We start from the raw sequence: 15,538 nt of genomic DNA, 5'->3' as shown, positions 1-15,538 counted from the left end.
AGCCCGTCGGTGTCAAAGAATCCCCATCGCCAGGCCTGCCCCGAGCATCGCTCCCAACTCCTCGCAGCGGCGAAGCTCCTCGGGCGGGATGGTCTTGGGGGCGAGGATCGCCTCCGGCGTCTGTGCCCGGGTGCAGAGGATCAATGGCTCCGCCACCGGGCGCAGCCGCCAGCCGGTGGCGATGCGGGCAAGTTGCCTGGCGGCGTTGCTGCCGTCGCTGCCGGCGCAGATCATCGTCGCATAGGGGCGGCCGTTCACCAGGTCGAGCACCGGGTAGTAGGATCGGTCGAAGAAGTCCTTCATCAGCCCCGACATGGCGGCGAGGTTCTCGGGCGTGGCGAAGAGGTAGCCATCGGCCGCGAGCATGTCGTCCGGGCCGGCCTCGGGTGCCGGGAGCAGGCGCACCCGCACCTCGCCAGCGGCGCCGCGGGCGGCGGCCTCGGCCATCTGCCGGGTGCCGCCCGTCATGCTGTGCCAGACGATGAGGAGCGTCTTCACCGCTTGCTGCCGGCCTCGGGCCAGGAGACCGATACGTCGCCGATGACGAGGGCCTGGCAGGCGATGCGCCAGCCATCGGCGAGTTCGGCCTCGGTCAGGTGCCGGCGCTCCTTCGGCGTCACCGCTTCGAGATGGTCGCGCCCCGCCTCGACCTTACAGCGGCAGGTGCCGCAGACGCCGCCGCCGCATTTGAAGGGGATGCCGCCTTGCTCGCGGATGGAGAGGCGCAGCAGGCTGGTGCTCTCCGCCACCCGGGCCTCGCGCCCGCTGGTCAGGAAGCGCACGGTGATCATGGCGCCACCGGCCCTACATGCGGCGGGCAGGTGACGGGTCGGTTCTTCATCAATGGGGCGCCACCTCGTCCATCGCGCTGATCCGCGCCGTTTGCCGTGCCGCAGGTCGCCACGGGTGCCGGCCGGCTCCAGCCTGCCCGTTCCGCGCCGGGGCGGCCAGGCGCGGCTTCGGACATTTAGGAATTTAGGGCTTTAGGCGCCCTCCCCGCGTCAGCGAGGCGGGGCGCCGCCGCCTTCGGCCGGGGTGTCGGGCGTAGGCGACTGGCCGCTGGCCGGCGTCATCCGCTCGCCGAGGGCCTGCATCTCGCGGCGTTGCCGGGCCAGGCGGCCCTCGCCCTCGGCGATCTCGCTGGCGAGTTCCTGGCGCCGCTGCTCCATTTGCGCCACCTGCGCCCGCAGCGCGGCCGCCTGGTCGAGCAGCTGGGCGGCGTCGCGCCGGGCGGCCTCGACGGCGCGGGCCTGGGTCTCGGCCTCTGCCAGGGCGGCGCGGCGGGCGGCGAGCTCGGTGCCGGCGGCCTCGGCCTCGGCGCGGACCGAGGCGAGGCGCCGCTCCTCCGCCGCGGTGCCGTCGCGCAGTTCGGCGAGGCGGCGTTCGGCGGCGCCGACTTCCTGGCGCAGGGCGGCGCTGCGCTGCTCGAGGCCGCGCAGCGTGGTCTGGGCCTCGTCGCGGGCGGTGGTGATGCGGGCCAGCTCGGCCTGGGCCTGCTCGACGGCGCCGCGGCGCTGCGTCAGGGCAGCTTCGGCCTGGCTGAGTTCGTCGCGCAGGCCGGCGAGGCGGCGGTCGGCCTCGGCCACCTGCTGCTGCGAGGCGCGGGCGCGGCCGGCGGCCTCGTCGGCGCTGCGGTTGGTGCTGGTCAGGCGGGTCTCGGCCTCGGCGAGGGCGGTGCGGCGGGCGGCCAGCTCGCGCTCGGCATTGGCCGTGTCGGCGCGAAGGGTGGCGATGCGGCGCTCCGCCTCGGTGCCGGCCTGCTGCCGCTCGGCGAGGGATTGCTGCGCCTCGGCGATGGTGGCGCGCAGGCTTTGCAGCCGCGCCTCCTCCTGCGTCGCGCGCTCGCGCTGGCCGACCAGGCGGCGGTCCTCGTTCGCCACCTCGTCGCGCAGGCTGGCGAGGCGGCGCTCGGTGGTGGCGGCCATCTCGCGCAGGCCGGCGAGGCGGCGTTCCTCGGCGACGGCGCGCTCGCCGAGGGAGGAGAGGCGGCCGTCTTGGGCGGAGGACTGGTCACGCAGCTCGGCGAGGCGGCGTTCGGCGGCGGCGGCCTGGTCGCGCAGGCTGGCGATGCGCGTCTCCGCCTCGCCGAGGCTGCCGCGGCGGGCGGTGCTGCTCTGCTCCAGCTCGGCGAGCTGGCGTTCCTCCGCGGCGAGGCGCTCGCGCAGGCGCTGCGCCTCGGCCTCGGCGCCGCCGCGGGAGCGCTGGGCATTGGCGAGCGCGCCGCGGGCGGCGCTCAGGCGTTGCTCGAGGGCGGCGAGGTCGCCGGCGGCTTGGCGCTCGGCGGCGAGCGCCTGTTCCAGCTCGGCGACGCGGCCGCGCAGGGCGGTTCCCTGGGCCTCCGACGCCTGGAGATTCCGCTGCATCGCGGCGACGCGCTCGCTGCGTTCCACGGTGAGGCCGCACCCGGCCAGCGGCACCAGCAGCACGGCCAGCGCCGGCCCTTGCCATGACAGCAGCTTCGACATTCTATCCCCCACGCCCCGATGCCGCCTATGGCGCCCGTTCCGGCCGTTTTGGTCAACCACCGGTCCGTTGCATCATCGCACCCGATTTTCACGAAAGGGTTGATGGCCGGCGGTTATCCGCGGCCCGCCCATTCGGGCCATGGCGCCGAGGCCAGGGCATGCACACATTAAGCATCATGAGCGACGCCCTGATTCCCGCCCTCGCCGCCTTCTCCGACCGGCTCGCCAGCCTCGGCGCGCTGGGGGCTGCCCGTACCGTCGCGGTGCATGGCCGCGACGGGCGGGCGCGGTCCGGCCTGCTCTGGGCCGAGGGGCTGGTCGTCACCGCCGAGGAGGCGCTGGAGCGCGACGACGAGCTGACCCTGACCCTGCCGGACGGGCGGGAGGTGACGGCGAGCCTCATCGGGCGCGATCCCGGCACGGATGTCGCCCTGCTGCGGGCCGAGACGGGGCCGCTGCCGGGGCTTGAGACGGCGCCGGCCGAGGCGCTGGCGGCGGGGCATCTGGTGATCGCCATCGGGCGGGACGAGCATGGGCCGCTGGTCGCCTACGGCGCGGCGGCGCAGGTGGCGGGGCCCTGGCGCTCGATGCGCGGCGGGCGGCTGGAGCGGCGAATCCAGCTCGGGCTCCGGCTCGACCCGGCCTGCGAGGGCGGGGCGGTGCTCGACCATGCCGGGCGGCTGGTCGGCATGGCCGTCCCCGGACCAAGGCGGCGGGCGCTCGCCATTCCGGCCGAAACCATCGCCCGCTCGGTCGGGCACATTCAACGTCATGGGCGTGTGGCGCGGGGCTATGTCGGCCTCGCCTTGCAGCCGGTGCGGGCGGAGGGGCTGCGCGGGCTCATCGTCGTCGGCATCGACCCGAAGAGCCCGGCGGGCCAGGCCGGGCTGATGCTGGGCGACGTGCTGGCGGCCTGGGACGGGGTGCCGCTCGGGTCAGTGCGGGAGATGCTGGCACGGCTCGACCCGGAGAGCGTCGGCACCGAGGTGGTGCTCGACCTGCTCCGGGGCGGGGAGCAGCGACGGGTAACGCTGCGGATCGGTGAAAGGGCTGCTGCGTGATGGCTGCTATCCTACTCGAACGGCCTTCGCATGGGACGCCGCCGCGGCGTCCGGCGAGCCTGCCTTCCGTCGCGGTGCATGCCGCCGATGCCGATATCGCCGCGCGGCTGGCCGACCTGCCCGGTATCCGCCTGGTGGAGGAGCCGGCGACGGCGGCGGTGGTCGTCACCGAACTGCCGGCGGTGGAGCCCGAGGGGCCGCCGACCCTGGTGCTGGCCGAGGGGGCGACGGCGCTGGCCGCGCTCCGCGCCGGGGCGCGGGCGGTGCTGCCGCCGGATGCGGCCCCTGCCCTGCTGGCGGCCGCGCTGCCGGCCATCGCGCGTGGGCTGGCGGTGCTGCCGCCGGCGCAGCTTGCCGGCCTCGTCGGCCGGGTGCCGGCGCCGGCGGCGGTCGAGGCGGGGCTGACCCGGCGCGAGCGCGAGGTGCTGGACCTGCTGGCCGCCGGGGCCTCCAACAAGGTGATCGCTCGGCGGCTCGGTCTCTCCTTCCATACGGCGAAGGCGCATGTGGCCGCCGTATTGCAGAAGCTCGGCGCCGCGAGCCGGGCGGATGCGGTGGCGCGCGGCGCGCGGGCGGGGCTTGTCCTGCTGTAACGCGGGCTCAGCCGGGCAGGCGGTAGAAGACCAGGCCGCCGATCTCGGCGGTCGGCACCTGGCCGATCGCCCAGCCGGGGAGCGAGGCGCCGTCGTGCCAGTGCGTCGCGCCCTCGGTCGGGTCCTGCAGGGCGCCGCCCATGGCGCGGGCGGCGATGCGGCGGCAGACCTCCATCGCCGCATCGGCCGGCGCCTCGGCGCGCAGCCGGCCGGGCTGCCAGCAGCGGAAGAGGAAGGGGGCGCGGCAGGCTTCGGCCAGCAGCGCGGCCCAACCTGCCCCGGCGCGGAGGCCGGGGGCGAAGCGGGTGCGCAGCGCCGGGGCCTCGGCAGCCAGGCAGGCGCGGTTCACCACCAGGGCGGCGAGCGCCTCGATGGCGCGGACGGAGCGGCTGCCGGCCTCGGCGCGGAGGGTGAGGGCCAGGACCTCGGCGCTCATGGCTCGTCTCCCCCGAGGCGGTCGCGCAGGCGGAGCGTGCCGGCTGCCTCCAGCTTCTCCTCGATGCGCAGCAGGTGCTGGGAGAGGCGGCGGTCCACGTCCCGAATGAGCGAGAGCGGGACGTAGCTGCGCGCCACCTCCAGCTTGAAGTCGGCGAGCTCGTCGCGGGTGCGGCGGACCTCGCCGCTCTCCCGCTCCGTGGTGCGGTCGATGCGGTCGTGCAGGTCCTTCCGCAGGCCGTGGAGCATCCAGAACAGGGCGGCGGCGATCGGCGCCTCCACTGCGCTGATCCACCAGGTGGGTTCGATTGACATCGCGGCTCACATGCCTCCTTGAAGCGGCGTGCCGGTGCGACCACCCTCGGGCGGTACCGGGACGCGATGGAACAGTGACGATCTGGAACGAGCCCTATCTCGAGACCTGCTGCCGCGCGGCGCTCCACCGGCTGGTGCTGGTGGGCGGAGGCGGACGGCCCGATGGGCTGAAGGACGGGCCATGCCTGGAACGGCTCCAGGGCATGGGGCTGGCGAGGCTCAGGGCGGATGGGCGGTACGAGCTGACCCCGGCGGGGCGGGAGCGGCATGCCGGGGAGATTCTGCGGCTGAAGAAGGCCGGTTAGCCGCGCCAGGCGGGCTGGCGCGGGGCAGGCATGGCGGCGGGCAGGCGGACCGGCTCTGCGAGCAGGCAGCCGGCCAGGGCGTCGAGGGCGTCGTCCCGCTGGCCGGGTGCGTCCGGCCGCCAGGCGGCCATCTCGCCCGGGAAGGGCGTGCGGAACACCGACTCGTGGGCATGCAGGCGGCGGGCGGCGAGCGCCGGCTCCAGGGCGGCGAGGATGCGTTCCGCCTTGGCGCGGCGGCTGGCATGCTCGATCACCGTGCAGGGCGCCCCCGCCTCCGCCAGCGCCCGGCGGAGCAGGGCGGGGAGGAAGCGGCCGAGGCCGTTCGTCTCCACCCGGATCACCGGCAGCAGCAGCTCCCGCGCCAGCCGCGCCACGGCCCGGCATTGCTGGGTCGCGGGGTCGACCTGGCTGTCCGGGTCATGCGTGAGGTAGGCGAGGCGATGGAGGTAGTGGTTGCCCTCGCCGTCCGCATAGGTTGCGGCCAGCACCGAGGCATCGCCGGCCCCGGGGCGGCCATAGGCCGGGTCCCAGAAGCCGCCGCCCGAGGCCAGCCGCCGGCCCAGCAGCGAGAGTTGGGCGCGGCCGCCGGCCTCGCGGTAGTCCGGCTCCTCCCCGTAGCGGATGAGGAGGGCCGGATCGAGCCGGAGCGCCGCCTCCGCCACCGGCTGGAGCAGCATCTGCCGGGCGAAGTGCAGCGGGCCGACGCGGTCGCGGAGTGCGGCGACCGAGGTCGGCGTGAAGCGCTCGGGCCAAGCGCTGCGGCCTTCGGCATCGAGCAGGGGCAGGGCGAGGCGCCGGTAGCCGCGGAGGAAGGCGGCGGGCTCCTCCGGCGGCAGGTAGAGCGTCTCGGCGCAATGCGGCGTGCCGACATAGAGGATGCCTCCCCCCGGGACGAGGACGAACTCGCACTCGCCGAGCCGTTCGCGCAGCTCCTCGCGCTTGCCCGCCGTGTCGCAATTACCGGCGACCTCGACATCGTCGCAGATGATGAGGTCGGCCCGCGCGCCGGTGATGTTGCCGCCGATGCCCTGGGCGAGCATCGACGGGTCCCGCAGCACCGCCTTGCGGGAAACGGTGAAGCGGTCCGCCGCCCAGCTCTCCGCGCGTTCCGGCAGGAGCTGCCGGCAGAGCGGATGGCGTTCCAGGATGCGGCGCACCTGGGCGACCATCTTCGCCGCCAGCACCTGGTCGGCGGCGAGGACCAGGATGCGCGTGTCCGGCGCCCGCAGCAGGCGCCAGGCGCAGAACAGCCCGACCAGCGTGGACTTGCCGCAGCCGCGGAAGGCCATCAGCAGAAGGCGCCGGTCGTCGCACTCCCAGCGGGCCTGGAGCCAGCGGGCGATGCGCCGGTGCGGCGCCGGCATGCCCTGGTTCTGGACGGCGTTCCAGATCCAGGCGAATTCGAGGAAGTCAACGTCCGGCGCTTGCGTCATCCTCCTCCTCCGGCAGGGTTGGCATGAGGCGGCGCCATTCGGCGAGAACCTCGGCGATGGCGTCCTGCTGCGCCTCCTCGCCAGCATCTGCGGCGAGCTTCAGCAGCTGCTCGGCATGGGCGAGGGCCGTGCGGCCGGCGGTGTGGCGGGCGGCGAAGGCCTTCACCATGGCCTCGTCCGGTTCCTCGAGGCAGAGGGCGACGAAGCGGCGGTAGTCGGCAAAGACCAGCGCCACGGCGCCGGCGAAGTCGCCTGAGATGCGAAGCCTGCGTTTGGCGGCCATGCGCTCAGACCCGCGGCTTGACGGCGCGGACGAAGAGCGTGCCGGCGCCGAGGGTGATCGAGCTGCCGCTCACATTCTGCGCCGTGACGCGCACCTGGTTGCTGCCCGCCGTGCCGCCGACCGAGGCGTGGAAGACGACGCCGCCGTTCTGGAAGCCGGCCGACTGGGCGAAGCCGGCGCGAACGAAATCGCCCTGCCGCACGCCGGGAAGCGTCACGTCATAGGTCGCGGTGGCGCCGGCGGCCAGCGCCGGGATGGTCCAGCCAGTGTCGCTCACCGTGTACTCGCGCTTGCCCCAGGCGCGCGAGCCGCCGAACAGCACCCGCGGCGCGTGCAGCGCCGAGGTGTAGAGGCGGAGCGAGCGCAGCACCGCGCTGGCCGAGCTGCCGCGAATGCCGATGGCGGCGTATTGCGCATCGGCGCTCAGCGTCACCCGCTGCAGCTTGTTGAGCGCGAAGCCGCCGGTGAGGCTGTCGAGATCGGCATTGCCCTCCCACCAGTAGGAGGGCGTGCCCTGCATCAGCGTGTTCATGTTGGAGAAGAGCACGGGGCTGCCGGCGCCGAGCACATTCTCCGCGGCGTCGAACTGCATCACCATAGGCCGCAGGCCGATGCCCTCGGCGGCGATGAAGAACTCCTTGCAATGGCTGCAATCGACGATGTAGGCCAGCGCCCGCGAGGTGGGGATGGTCACGTCGTCGGCGTTGAGGGTGAAGGCGTTGAGGCCTGGGAAGCAGAAGCCGTTCAGGGTCGAGGGCGGGCCGGAGGGGTTGCCGGACAGCACCGCCAGCTGGTCGAAGCCGATGCCATCGCTGACGGAGATGCCCTGGCGAAAGGCGAGCGTCCGCAGGTTCTCCGCGCCCGCCACCAGCCGCGGCGCGGCGATGGCGGCCACGGCCTGGTGCATCGGCACCACCGTCCCACCGGCCCGCGAGGCGCCCTGGTACTGCACGGAGCAACCGAGGAAGCCGTAGGTGCCGACATAGGAGACCTCGTAGCGCGCATCGCTGAAGCCGCCGGTGTGGCGGGCGACATAGGGGGAGCAGGCTTCCATCCGCACGCCCGTCGCCACCAGGCAGCGGCCGTCGACCTCGACGAGGAAGGGGATGGCATCCACCGCGCCCGGCGTGCCCTGGCGCTGCAGCTCGAAGGCCGGGCCGGTGAAGAGATGCGTGTTGTGCAGCCTGTAGGCGCCGGCCGCGGCGGAGAGCCGCACGCCGAAGCGCGGCTGCGTCGGATTGGTCGCGCTGGAGCAGGCGAAATGCCCGCCCTGGTGGCGCAGCGAATTCATCCAGCCGCTCGCCGTCAGCGTGCGCAGGTCGAGGCCGATGCGGTTGTCGATCAGGCGGCCATAGCGCAGGTCGCTGTCCTCGCAGCCGCGTCCGTCGCCCACCAGCTGCACACCGATGGTGAAACGCTCGGCCCGGCGGATATCGACGGTGCCGGCATCGAGGTTGCGGATCAGGATGCCGACATCGCCCTCGTCCGACCAGTCGCTTTGCACGGCGCGGAGCACGGCGAGGCCGCTGTAAAGCTTGCCCTGGTTGTTGGCCGTGCCGCCATCGCCCAGTGTCAGCGCCGGCAGGCCGGCGGGGCCTGCATAGAGAATGCTGCCGCGCATGACGAGGCCGGCGGCGGCGCCCGGCAGCGTCAGCGCCATGCTGGTGCGGAAGATGCCCTCGCCGATCTCGAGCAGCTTGCCGCTCGCCGCCGCCGCCGTCATCGCCGCCTGGAGCGCGGGGCCGTCATCCGTCGTGCCGTCGCCGGTCGCGCCGAAGTCGCGCGCGGTGAGGCGCTCGGAAAGCTTGTCCTCCACCGTGCGCGGCACGCCGCCGGGGAAGCCGATGGTCAGCAGCCCCTCGTCGCGGCCGAAGGTCGCGATGTTGCCGAGGCTGTCGAAGCCGAGCAGCCGGTTGGCGCGCGCGCCGCGCAGCGGCAACGCCGTCGAGCCGCTCTCCGACGGGTCGAGATGCAGCGCGTTGCCGAGGCCGTCCTTCACCTCCTGCAGCACGGCGACCTGGTAGTCCAGCTCGTCGTTCAGCGTGCGGGCGCGGAGGATGCCGTTCGCCTGGAAATCCGTGGTGCGCGCCACCACCATGTTGCGGCGGAGCGTGACCTGGGTGCCGGCGCGCGGCGGCGCGTAGAAGACGACGCTGCCGCCCTCGCTGGCACCGGCATTGGTGACAACAAAGCCGCCGGCCTGCGGAACGCCGTCCAGCCGCACCTCGAGATCCGTCGGTGCGAAGATCGGGAAGGGATAGGTGAAGCCGGTCAGCACGCCATCCGCACGGTACTGCACGCGCGGCGCGACGTCGCCGATCCTGATATGGTCGTCCATGCTGCGCTCCTAATCCAACAGGGTCCTGGCGATGCCGCCGAAGCCGCGGCCGATGCCGGCGATGCCGCGGCCAGCGCCCAGCAGCGCCGTCACCGTGCCGTCCGGGTTCAAGAGGCTGCTGCGGCCATCGGCGAGGCGGGCGCGCAAGGTCGCCTCGTCCGCGCCCTGGGCCGCTGCCGCCTCGCTGGCGAGGCCGCCGGTCACGGCGGCGGCCGACCCGCTGTCGGGCGAGACGCCGGCCGCGGCGAGGCGCGCGCGGGCGGAGGCGACGGTGCGCGCGAGCGCCGTCTGCCGTTGCAGCGCCGCCTCCTGCGCCTGGGCCAGCAGCACCTGCTGCTGCGCCGCCTCCTGCGTCGCATTGATCTGCACCTGGGCCTTGTTGGCGGCGTTCTGCGCCTGGGCCTGGCGGACCTGGCCGTAGACCGTCGCACCGGCGCCGAGCACGGTGGCGATCGAGGTGAGTGCGCCCATCAGTCGGTCATCCTCGTATCGGTGGTGACGGAAAGCAGCGTCATCGGCAGAGGCGTGTCGTCCTCGATGCGCCAGAGCGGCCGCATCGCATCGCTGCGCCAGCCGAGGGCGCGCAGCCGCACATCGCCGGTGAAGGGCGCGGGGGCTGCGTCGAGCATCGGCGTGTCGAGCCGGCGGAATGGCACCGGCTGCGTGCCGCGGCCGAGATCGACGGCGAGCGCCGTCGTCTCCAGCAGGCGGAAGGTGACGGCGACGAGGCGGATCGGCGCCGCGCGGGCGCCGATCGCGGTGGAGAGGTCGGGCGGCAGCGGCTCGATCACATGGGTGAAGGCGAGGCCGATTTGCACGCTCGTCGAGGGCGGGTGGATGGTGACGCTGCCGGCCTGCACCACCGCCGGCTCGCGCGGTGCGCCATCGGCGACGACGCCGACCGGCTGGCCCTCGAGATGGGCGAGGCCGGACCAGTTGTCCTGCGGCGCTGGCGTGGCTCCGGTCAGCGCCGCGTCGAGGCCGAGCGCATCGTCGAAGCGCTCGAGCCGGATGCTGCCGGCCCGCCGCACCGCGACCCAGACCGTGCCGCCGATCTCGGCAAGCGCCAGGAAGGTGCCGGCCGTCTCCTGCCGCGTCCAGGCAATGACCTGCTCGGCGCGGTAGAGCGTCAGCGTCGAGAGGCTGCCATCGGCCATCGCTACATGCAGCAGCCGGCGGCGCTGGTCGTAGCACATGGAGACGGGGTCGCGGATCAGGTGCTGCGCGACGAGGCCGAGATCGTTCGCCTGGTAGAGCTGCTGCAGGTCGGTGTAGGTGAACTCGAAGATCCCCCGCCCGCTGCGGCTGGCGAAGATGGTGGAACCGTCGACATCGACCGGCGGCACCATGCGCGCCGTGATCGAGCCTACGCGTGTCTGCCGGTCGAGCTGGATGCTGCCCGGCGTCAGCGGCGCGCCGCTCACCATCCATTCCGTGCCCGAGGTGAAGACCTGGAGGTGCTGTCCGGAGAAGACGGCACGGATGGCGTTCACCTGGTCGGAGACGAGGCTGAACTCGATCGCCTGGTCGTCGAGCCCGGTGCCGGGGTCGAAGTTGAACAGGTCGCCGGTGCAGGAGAGCCAGAGGCGGTTCGGCATGTCGCGCGAGCCGCCGAGCACCAGCCGGTCCTGGTGGAAGCAGAGCGTCACCGGCCAGCCATGCACGGGCGAGAAGGCGGCTTCATCCCAATCCGTCGTCGCCGGGGTGCCGGCGAGGGTCTCTTCCACGACCGCATTCGCCTGGGTCGGCGAGACGACGCTGCCGATCACCAGCCGCTTGCCGCCGAGGCGGAAGCGGACGCCCGCATGGCCGGCCGCGAAGACGGCGGCGGAGGCGGTGAGGGTGATGGCACCCGTCGTGCCGCTCGGCGTCAGCGTGACCTCGGGCGCGGCGAAGCGGTGGAAGGGCTCGCGCAGGAAGGACCAGGGCGCGATCGTCCAGGCCACATGGCTTGTGCGCGTGACGCACTGCGGCGGCAGGTCGGGGTGGCAGACCAGCAGCGTGTCGGCGCTCTGGGTGAAGGCGAGCTGCGGCAGCATCGCCGCGGTCCAGGGCGCGGAGAACTGCGCCACCAGCCCGTCGTCGATGAAGACTTGGAGCAGCCCGCCGGTCAGCACCAGCAGATAGGCCTGCTCGGTGTTGAACTCGAAGGCGATGAGCCGCGCGGCGCCCGGCAGCATCGCCACGTGGCGGAGGCCGGGCCGGCGCGTGACGCCGCCGGTCGGCTGGATGAAGACGTTGCGCAGGCGTCGCGCACCATTGGCATAGGCGCGCAGGTCGGGCCGGCCGAGCAGCGTGGACGCCACTTCGCCGGCGGTGAAGCTGGTCTTCAGCGTGCGGGACTGGCCCATGCTCAGCCCCGCACGGTGACGAGCGGGAAGTCCTCGATGGCGCGCGGCGTCGCCTGCTGGCTGTCGGCGCGGCGGGCATTGCGCAGCTCGGCATCCGCCTGGGCCAGCAGAAGCTGGGCGCGGGAGGTGTTCTCGGTCAGCGGGATGCAGAATTCGGCGGCCAAGCGCGTGGCCAGCGCGGCGGCGAAGAAGGCCGGGAAGGCGGCCTCGTCCGGGCGGAAGATATAGCTGAGGACGACCTGCGGCGCGTTGCAGTGCAGCCGGTCCTCGAACAGCCGGTAGGCGAGGCCGCGGCCGCTCTCCGGCACGCCGGCCGAGAGCACGCGCAGGAAGCCGGCGGGCAACTGGAAGGCATGCTGGAAGTCGGCGACCGGTGTCGCCGCCAGGCGCGGCAGGCAGGCCTGGCCGGTGGCGAAGCTCCAGGGATGCGAGGAGAGCAGTGCATCGCGCGTGCCGACATAGAGGTTGGCCGCCACCTCGGCCTCGGCGGTGCCTTCGTCGAGCGAGGCGATCGGCTGGGCGCCGATCTTCAACAGCGCGCGCGTGCAGAGCGCGAGGGCGGAGAGGGCCATCGGGTACGGAACTCCGGCGGTGAGGGAAAGGGGTGCCCCACCCCGCGGACGCGGGGTGGGGCGGCGGCTGCGTTATTCCTTGCAGCGCATCCGGACGACACCGGTGTTGTCGACCAGCACGGCGCCCTGGCTCATCATCGTGTTGACGAAATGCGCGGCGCGGTCGCCGTGCCAGGTGATGTCGGTGGAGATCTCCGCCGCCGAGGCATGGCCGATCGCAGTCTTGTGGAAGAAGTAGCAGTAGCGCAGCGCGCCGTTCTTGGTCAGGCCGCTATGCGGCATCCAGATGGCGCCGAGCCAGCGCTTCGCCTGCGTGCCTTTCCAGGGCAGTTCGTCCGGACCCATATACTGGGTGTTGGCGAATTCCTGGATGGTCAGCAGCTCGCTCCACTGCTTCCAGCCGACGACGGCGAAGCGGTTGCCGTCATCCGGCACGTCCGCATTGCCGAGCGCCTGGAAGGCGAGCAGCACCTTGGCGCGCGTCATGCCGTCGTTGTCGGTCTCGCCGGTGTTCGTGCCGACCGCCTCGTTGGTGGCGGAATCGAGGGCGGAGATGATCAGCTCGTCGGTCTTGCGGCCGAGGGCGTAGGCGCCGGCATTCGCCACCACCGCGCGCTCGTCGATGTTGGTCTTGAGCTCGTCCATCCGGTCGACCCAGTCGCCGGCGTAGTAGTCCTGCAGGAAGCACTCGACATTGGTGTGGTCGATGTTCATCATCGGCACGACGCCGTTGCGCGCCTTGGCGGCGGCGGTGCCGCGGCCAACCTTCTGGAAGATGGTGGAAGCGCCGCGCACCTCGGACTTGCTGCGCACGAGCGGGCGCAGCTTGCTGCCCTGGCGCTGGAAAGCTTCCTGAACCTCGGCCTGGTACTGCTTGACGAAAGCCTGGTCGATGGAGCTGGACATGGTCTGCCCTTCGGCTGGAGGTCTTGGGGGTGACGCCGTGGCGCGGCGGTTTGTCCCGCTTGCAGGACCGCCGCGGCATGGCACGCCGCGGCTCCGCCCGCTGGATGCGGGCGGGGTTGTTCGCGGCGGGAAAGGGGATGGGGCCTTACTGGCCGACGAGGCGGCGGAAGCCCTCGGTCACGCGGGTGACGAAGGCCGGCTCGCGCGTCCGCCAGTAGCGCGGGTCGCGCATCATGGCGCGCAGCTCGGCCTCGCTCTCGCCAGGCGGCGTCATGCCTTCGCGGGAGAGGCCGGGCTCGCCGCCCTGCATCATCCGCTCGAGCGCGAGCACGCCCTCGGCGGTGGAGGAGAGCGCGGCATAGACCGGCGCCGGCAGCTTCGCGCGGCCCCAGGCGGAGAGCTGCGCGGCCATGGCCTTGAAGCGCTCCTCGCCGCCGAAATGCGCGGCGAGCTTCTCGCGCTGGCGATTGGCCTCGAACTCGGCGGCGGCCTCGGCGATCAGCGGCAGCAGGCGTTCGGCGGCGAGGTCGTAGACCAGCTGAGCCTGGCCGGGGGTGAAGTGAGCGGCATGCAGCCGGCTGTTCACCTCGGCATCGGCGCAGCAGAGGTCGTGCGGCGACGTGATCTCATAGCCGTCGGGCGAGTCGGGGATGCCCATCGCCTGGCGGAAGCGCAGGACATCCTCCGGCGCCGCATCCGCGCCGGGCAGGGCGGCGCGCTGGGAGAGGCGGCGCTCCAGCTCGCGGTAGGATTTCAGCAGCGCCTCGGTGCGCAGCGTGCCGGTCTCGGCATCCCAGAATTTCTCCGGCACATCGGCGGGGCGCGGCGTGGGGCCGTCGGGCTGCAACAGATCCTCGGGCATGTTCGGGTCACTCCCGGTTGGAGAGGGTTGAAGCGGGCACCAGCACCTCGGCGGGGGCACCGAGGGTGCGAGCCAGCCAGCGGGTCGCCGCCGCGGCATCGACCTGCCGGGCGGCCTCGCCGCCGAGTTGGCCGACCGCCTGGAGGAAGAGCAGCGTGTTCGCCGCATCGGCCCGGCCCTGGATGCGGGCGAGCGGGCTCTCGTAGCGCAGCGCCACCTCGCGCCCGTCGAGCAGGACTGGCGGGATTTCGCCGCGCCGGCCGAGAATGCCGAGGCAGCGGGTGACGAGCGGCGTCAGCAGCTCGGTCTGCAGGCGGCCATAGGTGGCGCCGAGCAGCCGCGCGGTCTGCGCGCTGCGCTCCAGCACCTCGGTCGCCGTCATCGTGCCGGCCTGCATCGCGCCGAGCCGATCGGCGAGCAGGGCACCGCGGATGCGGGTGCGGAGGTCCTGCAGGACCAGCTGCGAGACGTCGAAATTGCCAGGCGCCGCGAGCGGGGTGAGGCCGCTGCTGCCCGGCGCGCGGGGGATGATGGCGCCGGGGACGAGCTTCACCGTCGCCGGGTTCAGCACGCCGTCATCCTCAGCCTGCCAGATGCCGGTGGCGGCGATCGAGGCATTCTTGAGGACGAGCTCCACCACCTTGTTGGCGGTACGGATATCGGGCAGCGCCTTCATCACCGGGCCGCGGCCGTAGAGCTCGCCCGGCACCTTCAGCCAGCGGAAGGCGATGCATGGGCTCTCGTGAAAGCGCCCCTCGGCCAGCAGCAGCGGCCGACCGGGATCGGCGGTGAGGATGGCGGCGTAGCCGGTGCCGCCGCGCTCGGACCAGAGCGCCTCGAGCAGCTGCAGCGGCGTCGCATCGCTGCCCGCGCGCTCCAGCTCGGGCGGCGCCCCGGGGAAGCGGGCACGCAGCTGGCCCGGCGTCAGCCGCGCCTGGCGGTAGATGGTGTCGAGCCGGCCGTCCGGCCCTTCCTCCAGCACCGCGCTCCGCAGCGGCAGCGCGGCGAAGCGGAAGGCGGAGGGCTCGCCGAGCGGGGCCTCCTCCACCAGCAGGACGCCGGTGCCGGTAACGACCAGCTCGACGAAGGCCTGGTGCATCTCGACGGCGAAGTTGGAGCGTTAGATGGCCCCCCTGAGACTGTATCGCCCTGAACCTCCGACAAGCCTGCCGTCTGGGCGTCTCGATAGGTGGTGCCTTCAGAACTTTATCGACGCTTGGCTGTGTGTGCCTGCAGTTTCGCAAGCCATTTTCGCATTGAAACGGCGCCGTATCGGCGACGACCTGTGAGGTATGAGCCTTGATGTTATACTAGTGCGGCTTGCGCTGGACGGACAGCACCGGTCAGAATCGGTACCGGCAGTTTGAGCAGGAGCGTGAACGGTCATGCGTGCAAAGCCTCGAGGAAGTCGTAGGCCTTGGCCTGTGGTAATAACAGTTGCGATTTTGATGTTGCTAGGCTCTGTTGCACAAATGGCCTGAGGGGGATTCATCTCGTGAATCCAGCGTGATAGCTGGACGGCATGAGCAGACCGACACCGCCGACTTACAAGACCAGGAACTGGCCTGCCTACAGCGACGGGCTCAAGCGACGCGGCTCGCTAACGATCTGGCTCGATC

General features: G+C 72.7%; 17 protein-coding genes and 1 pseudogene. 4 read left to right on the top strand and 14 right to left on the bottom strand.

Annotated features, from left to right (window positions below; genetic code table 11):
• Nucleotides 1-12: 12 nt before the first annotated feature.
• The 3 genes from EP26_RS10680 to EP26_RS10670 all read right to left on the bottom strand — a co-directional run bounded on the left by EP26_RS10680 (nt 13) and on the right by EP26_RS10670 (nt 2,465).
• Nucleotides 13-498, bottom strand: a complete 486-nt coding sequence (locus EP26_RS10680; RefSeq protein ID WP_211259418.1) for a flavodoxin family protein — start codon at nt 496-498, stop codon at nt 13-15.
• Nucleotides 495-791, bottom strand: coding sequence for a 2Fe-2S iron-sulfur cluster-binding protein (locus tag EP26_RS10675; RefSeq protein ID WP_043338456.1), 297 nt, complete (start codon nt 789-791; stop codon nt 495-497). The genes EP26_RS10680 and EP26_RS10675 overlap by 4 nt, the downstream gene beginning before the upstream one ends.
• 210 nt (nt 792-1,001) lie before the next feature.
• Nucleotides 1,002-2,465 (bottom strand): coiled-coil domain-containing protein, encoded by a 1,464-nt coding sequence (locus EP26_RS10670; RefSeq protein ID WP_043338454.1) that lies wholly within the window; start codon nt 2,463-2,465, stop codon nt 1,002-1,004.
• 176 nt (nt 2,466-2,641) lie between these two features.
• Here EP26_RS10670 and EP26_RS10665 point away from each other — a divergent pair, with 176 nt between their 5' ends.
• The gene (locus EP26_RS10665; RefSeq protein ID WP_043338453.1) at nt 2,642-3,526 is read left to right on the top strand and encodes a S1C family serine protease; all 885 of its coding nucleotides are present in this window, start codon (nt 2,642-2,644) and stop codon (nt 3,524-3,526) included.
• Nucleotides 3,526-4,119 carry a helix-turn-helix domain-containing protein gene (locus EP26_RS31840; protein ID WP_052389036.1) on the top strand — a complete coding sequence of 198 codons (594 nt, stop codon included), beginning with the start codon at nt 3,526-3,528 and terminating at the stop codon, nt 4,117-4,119. The genes EP26_RS10665 and EP26_RS31840 overlap by 1 nt, the downstream gene beginning before the upstream one ends.
• Nucleotides 4,120-4,126: 7 nt before the next feature.
• Here EP26_RS31840 and EP26_RS10655 read toward each other — a convergent pair whose 3' ends face one another.
• Together EP26_RS10655 and EP26_RS34755 are read right to left on the bottom strand one after the other, a co-directional pair.
• On the bottom strand, nt 4,127-4,555 hold the full coding sequence (locus EP26_RS10655; protein WP_052389035.1) for a cell wall hydrolase: 429 nt from the start codon (nt 4,553-4,555) through the stop codon (nt 4,127-4,129).
• The gene (locus tag EP26_RS34755) at nt 4,552-4,869 is read right to left on the bottom strand and encodes a hypothetical protein (protein WP_052213746.1); all 318 of its coding nucleotides are present in this window, start codon (nt 4,867-4,869) and stop codon (nt 4,552-4,554) included. The genes EP26_RS10655 and EP26_RS34755 overlap by 4 nt, the downstream gene beginning before the upstream one ends.
• 80 nt (nt 4,870-4,949) lie before the next feature.
• On the opposite strand from EP26_RS34755, the gene EP26_RS10645 reads away from it, so the two are divergent.
• Nucleotides 4,950-5,174 (top strand): hypothetical protein, encoded by a 225-nt coding sequence (locus tag EP26_RS10645; protein WP_043338592.1) that lies wholly within the window; start codon nt 4,950-4,952, stop codon nt 5,172-5,174.
• Here EP26_RS10645 and terL read toward each other — a convergent pair.
• From terL to EP26_RS10600, 9 genes are all read right to left on the bottom strand, one after another.
• Complete coding sequence (gene terL, locus EP26_RS10640) at nt 5,171-6,607, bottom strand: phage terminase large subunit (RefSeq protein ID WP_043338452.1); 1,437 nt, start codon at nt 6,605-6,607, stop codon at nt 5,171-5,173. The two genes, EP26_RS10645 and terL, sit on opposite strands and share 4 nt — an antisense overlap.
• The gene (locus EP26_RS10635; RefSeq protein ID WP_043338451.1) at nt 6,585-6,890 is read right to left on the bottom strand and encodes a hypothetical protein; all 306 of its coding nucleotides are present in this window, start codon (nt 6,888-6,890) and stop codon (nt 6,585-6,587) included. Before EP26_RS10635 ends, terL begins: the two co-directional genes overlap by 23 nt.
• Before the next feature lie 4 nt (nt 6,891-6,894).
• Nucleotides 6,895-9,228 carry a hydrolase gene (locus tag EP26_RS10630; protein ID WP_043338450.1) on the bottom strand — a complete coding sequence of 778 codons (2,334 nt, stop codon included), beginning with the start codon at nt 9,226-9,228 and terminating at the stop codon, nt 6,895-6,897.
• A gap of 9 nt (nt 9,229-9,237) precedes the next feature.
• Entirely contained in the window at nt 9,238-9,699 is a 462-nt protein-coding gene (locus EP26_RS10625) for a hypothetical protein (protein ID WP_211259417.1), read from the bottom strand.
• The gene (locus EP26_RS10620) at nt 9,699-11,579 is read right to left on the bottom strand and encodes a hypothetical protein (protein ID WP_043338449.1); all 1,881 of its coding nucleotides are present in this window, start codon (nt 11,577-11,579) and stop codon (nt 9,699-9,701) included. Before EP26_RS10620 ends, EP26_RS10625 begins: the two co-directional genes overlap by 1 nt.
• Nucleotides 11,580-11,581: 2 nt before the next feature.
• Nucleotides 11,582-12,151, bottom strand: a complete 570-nt coding sequence (locus tag EP26_RS10615; RefSeq protein ID WP_043338447.1) for a hypothetical protein — start codon at nt 12,149-12,151, stop codon at nt 11,582-11,584.
• 72 nt (nt 12,152-12,223) lie between these two features.
• The gene (locus EP26_RS10610) at nt 12,224-13,057 is read right to left on the bottom strand and encodes a phage capsid protein (RefSeq protein ID WP_043338445.1); all 834 of its coding nucleotides are present in this window, start codon (nt 13,055-13,057) and stop codon (nt 12,224-12,226) included.
• A gap of 145 nt (nt 13,058-13,202) precedes the next feature.
• Nucleotides 13,203-13,919: a capsid assembly protein gene (locus tag EP26_RS10605; RefSeq protein WP_043338444.1), complete on the bottom strand. Its 717-nt coding sequence runs from the start codon at nt 13,917-13,919 to the stop codon at nt 13,203-13,205.
• A 7-nt stretch (nt 13,920-13,926) separates the two neighbouring features.
• Nucleotides 13,927-15,018 (bottom strand): portal protein, encoded by a 1,092-nt coding sequence (locus EP26_RS10600; RefSeq protein WP_052389034.1) that lies wholly within the window; start codon nt 15,016-15,018, stop codon nt 13,927-13,929.
• A 423-nt stretch (nt 15,019-15,441) separates the two neighbouring features.
• Between EP26_RS10600 and EP26_RS34750 the strand changes: the two are divergent.
• Nucleotides 15,442-15,538 (top strand): annotated as a pseudogene (locus tag EP26_RS34750) (IS5/IS1182 family transposase); the annotation flags it as partial.

The sequence above is a fragment of the Belnapia moabensis DSM 16746 genome (assembly GCF_000745835.1).
Lineage (GTDB): Bacteria > Pseudomonadota > Alphaproteobacteria > Acetobacterales > Acetobacteraceae > Belnapia > Belnapia moabensis.
This window is presented reverse-complemented; position numbering and strand designations above follow the sequence as displayed.

Excerpts from the sequence above, each read along its gene's own strand:
- EP26_RS34755 (WP_052213746.1), bottom strand. The coding sequence starts at position 4,869 with ATGTCAATCGAACCCACCTGGTGGATCAGCGCAGTGGAGGCGCCGATC.
- EP26_RS10625 (WP_211259417.1), bottom strand. The coding sequence starts at position 9,699 with ATGGGCGCACTCACCTCGATCGCCACCGTGCTCGGCGCCGGTGCGACG.
- terL (WP_043338452.1), bottom strand. The coding sequence starts at position 6,607 with ATGACGCAAGCGCCGGACGTTGACTTCCTCGAATTCGCCTGGATCTGG.
- EP26_RS10635 (WP_043338451.1), bottom strand. The coding sequence starts at position 6,890 with ATGGCCGCCAAACGCAGGCTTCGCATCTCAGGCGACTTCGCCGGCGCC.
- EP26_RS10600 (WP_052389034.1), bottom strand. The coding sequence starts at position 15,018 with ATGCACCAGGCCTTCGTCGAGCTGGTCGTTACCGGCACCGGCGTCCTG.
- EP26_RS10620 (WP_043338449.1), bottom strand. The coding sequence starts at position 11,579 with ATGGGCCAGTCCCGCACGCTGAAGACCAGCTTCACCGCCGGCGAAGTG.
- EP26_RS31840 (WP_052389036.1), top strand. The coding sequence starts at position 3,526 with ATGGCTGCTATCCTACTCGAACGGCCTTCGCATGGGACGCCGCCGCGG.
- EP26_RS10665 (WP_043338453.1), top strand. The coding sequence starts at position 2,642 with ATGAGCGACGCCCTGATTCCCGCCCTCGCCGCCTTCTCCGACCGGCTC.
- EP26_RS10630 (WP_043338450.1), bottom strand. The coding sequence starts at position 9,228 with ATGGACGACCATATCAGGATCGGCGACGTCGCGCCGCGCGTGCAGTAC.
- EP26_RS10605 (WP_043338444.1), bottom strand. The coding sequence starts at position 13,919 with ATGCCCGAGGATCTGTTGCAGCCCGACGGCCCCACGCCGCGCCCCGCC.
- EP26_RS10610 (WP_043338445.1), bottom strand. The coding sequence starts at position 13,057 with ATGTCCAGCTCCATCGACCAGGCTTTCGTCAAGCAGTACCAGGCCGAG.
- EP26_RS10670 (WP_043338454.1), bottom strand. The coding sequence starts at position 2,465 with ATGTCGAAGCTGCTGTCATGGCAAGGGCCGGCGCTGGCCGTGCTGCTG.
- EP26_RS10675 (WP_043338456.1), bottom strand. The coding sequence starts at position 791 with ATGATCACCGTGCGCTTCCTGACCAGCGGGCGCGAGGCCCGGGTGGCG.
- EP26_RS10655 (WP_052389035.1), bottom strand. The coding sequence starts at position 4,555 with ATGAGCGCCGAGGTCCTGGCCCTCACCCTCCGCGCCGAGGCCGGCAGC.
- EP26_RS10615 (WP_043338447.1), bottom strand. The coding sequence starts at position 12,151 with ATGGCCCTCTCCGCCCTCGCGCTCTGCACGCGCGCGCTGTTGAAGATC.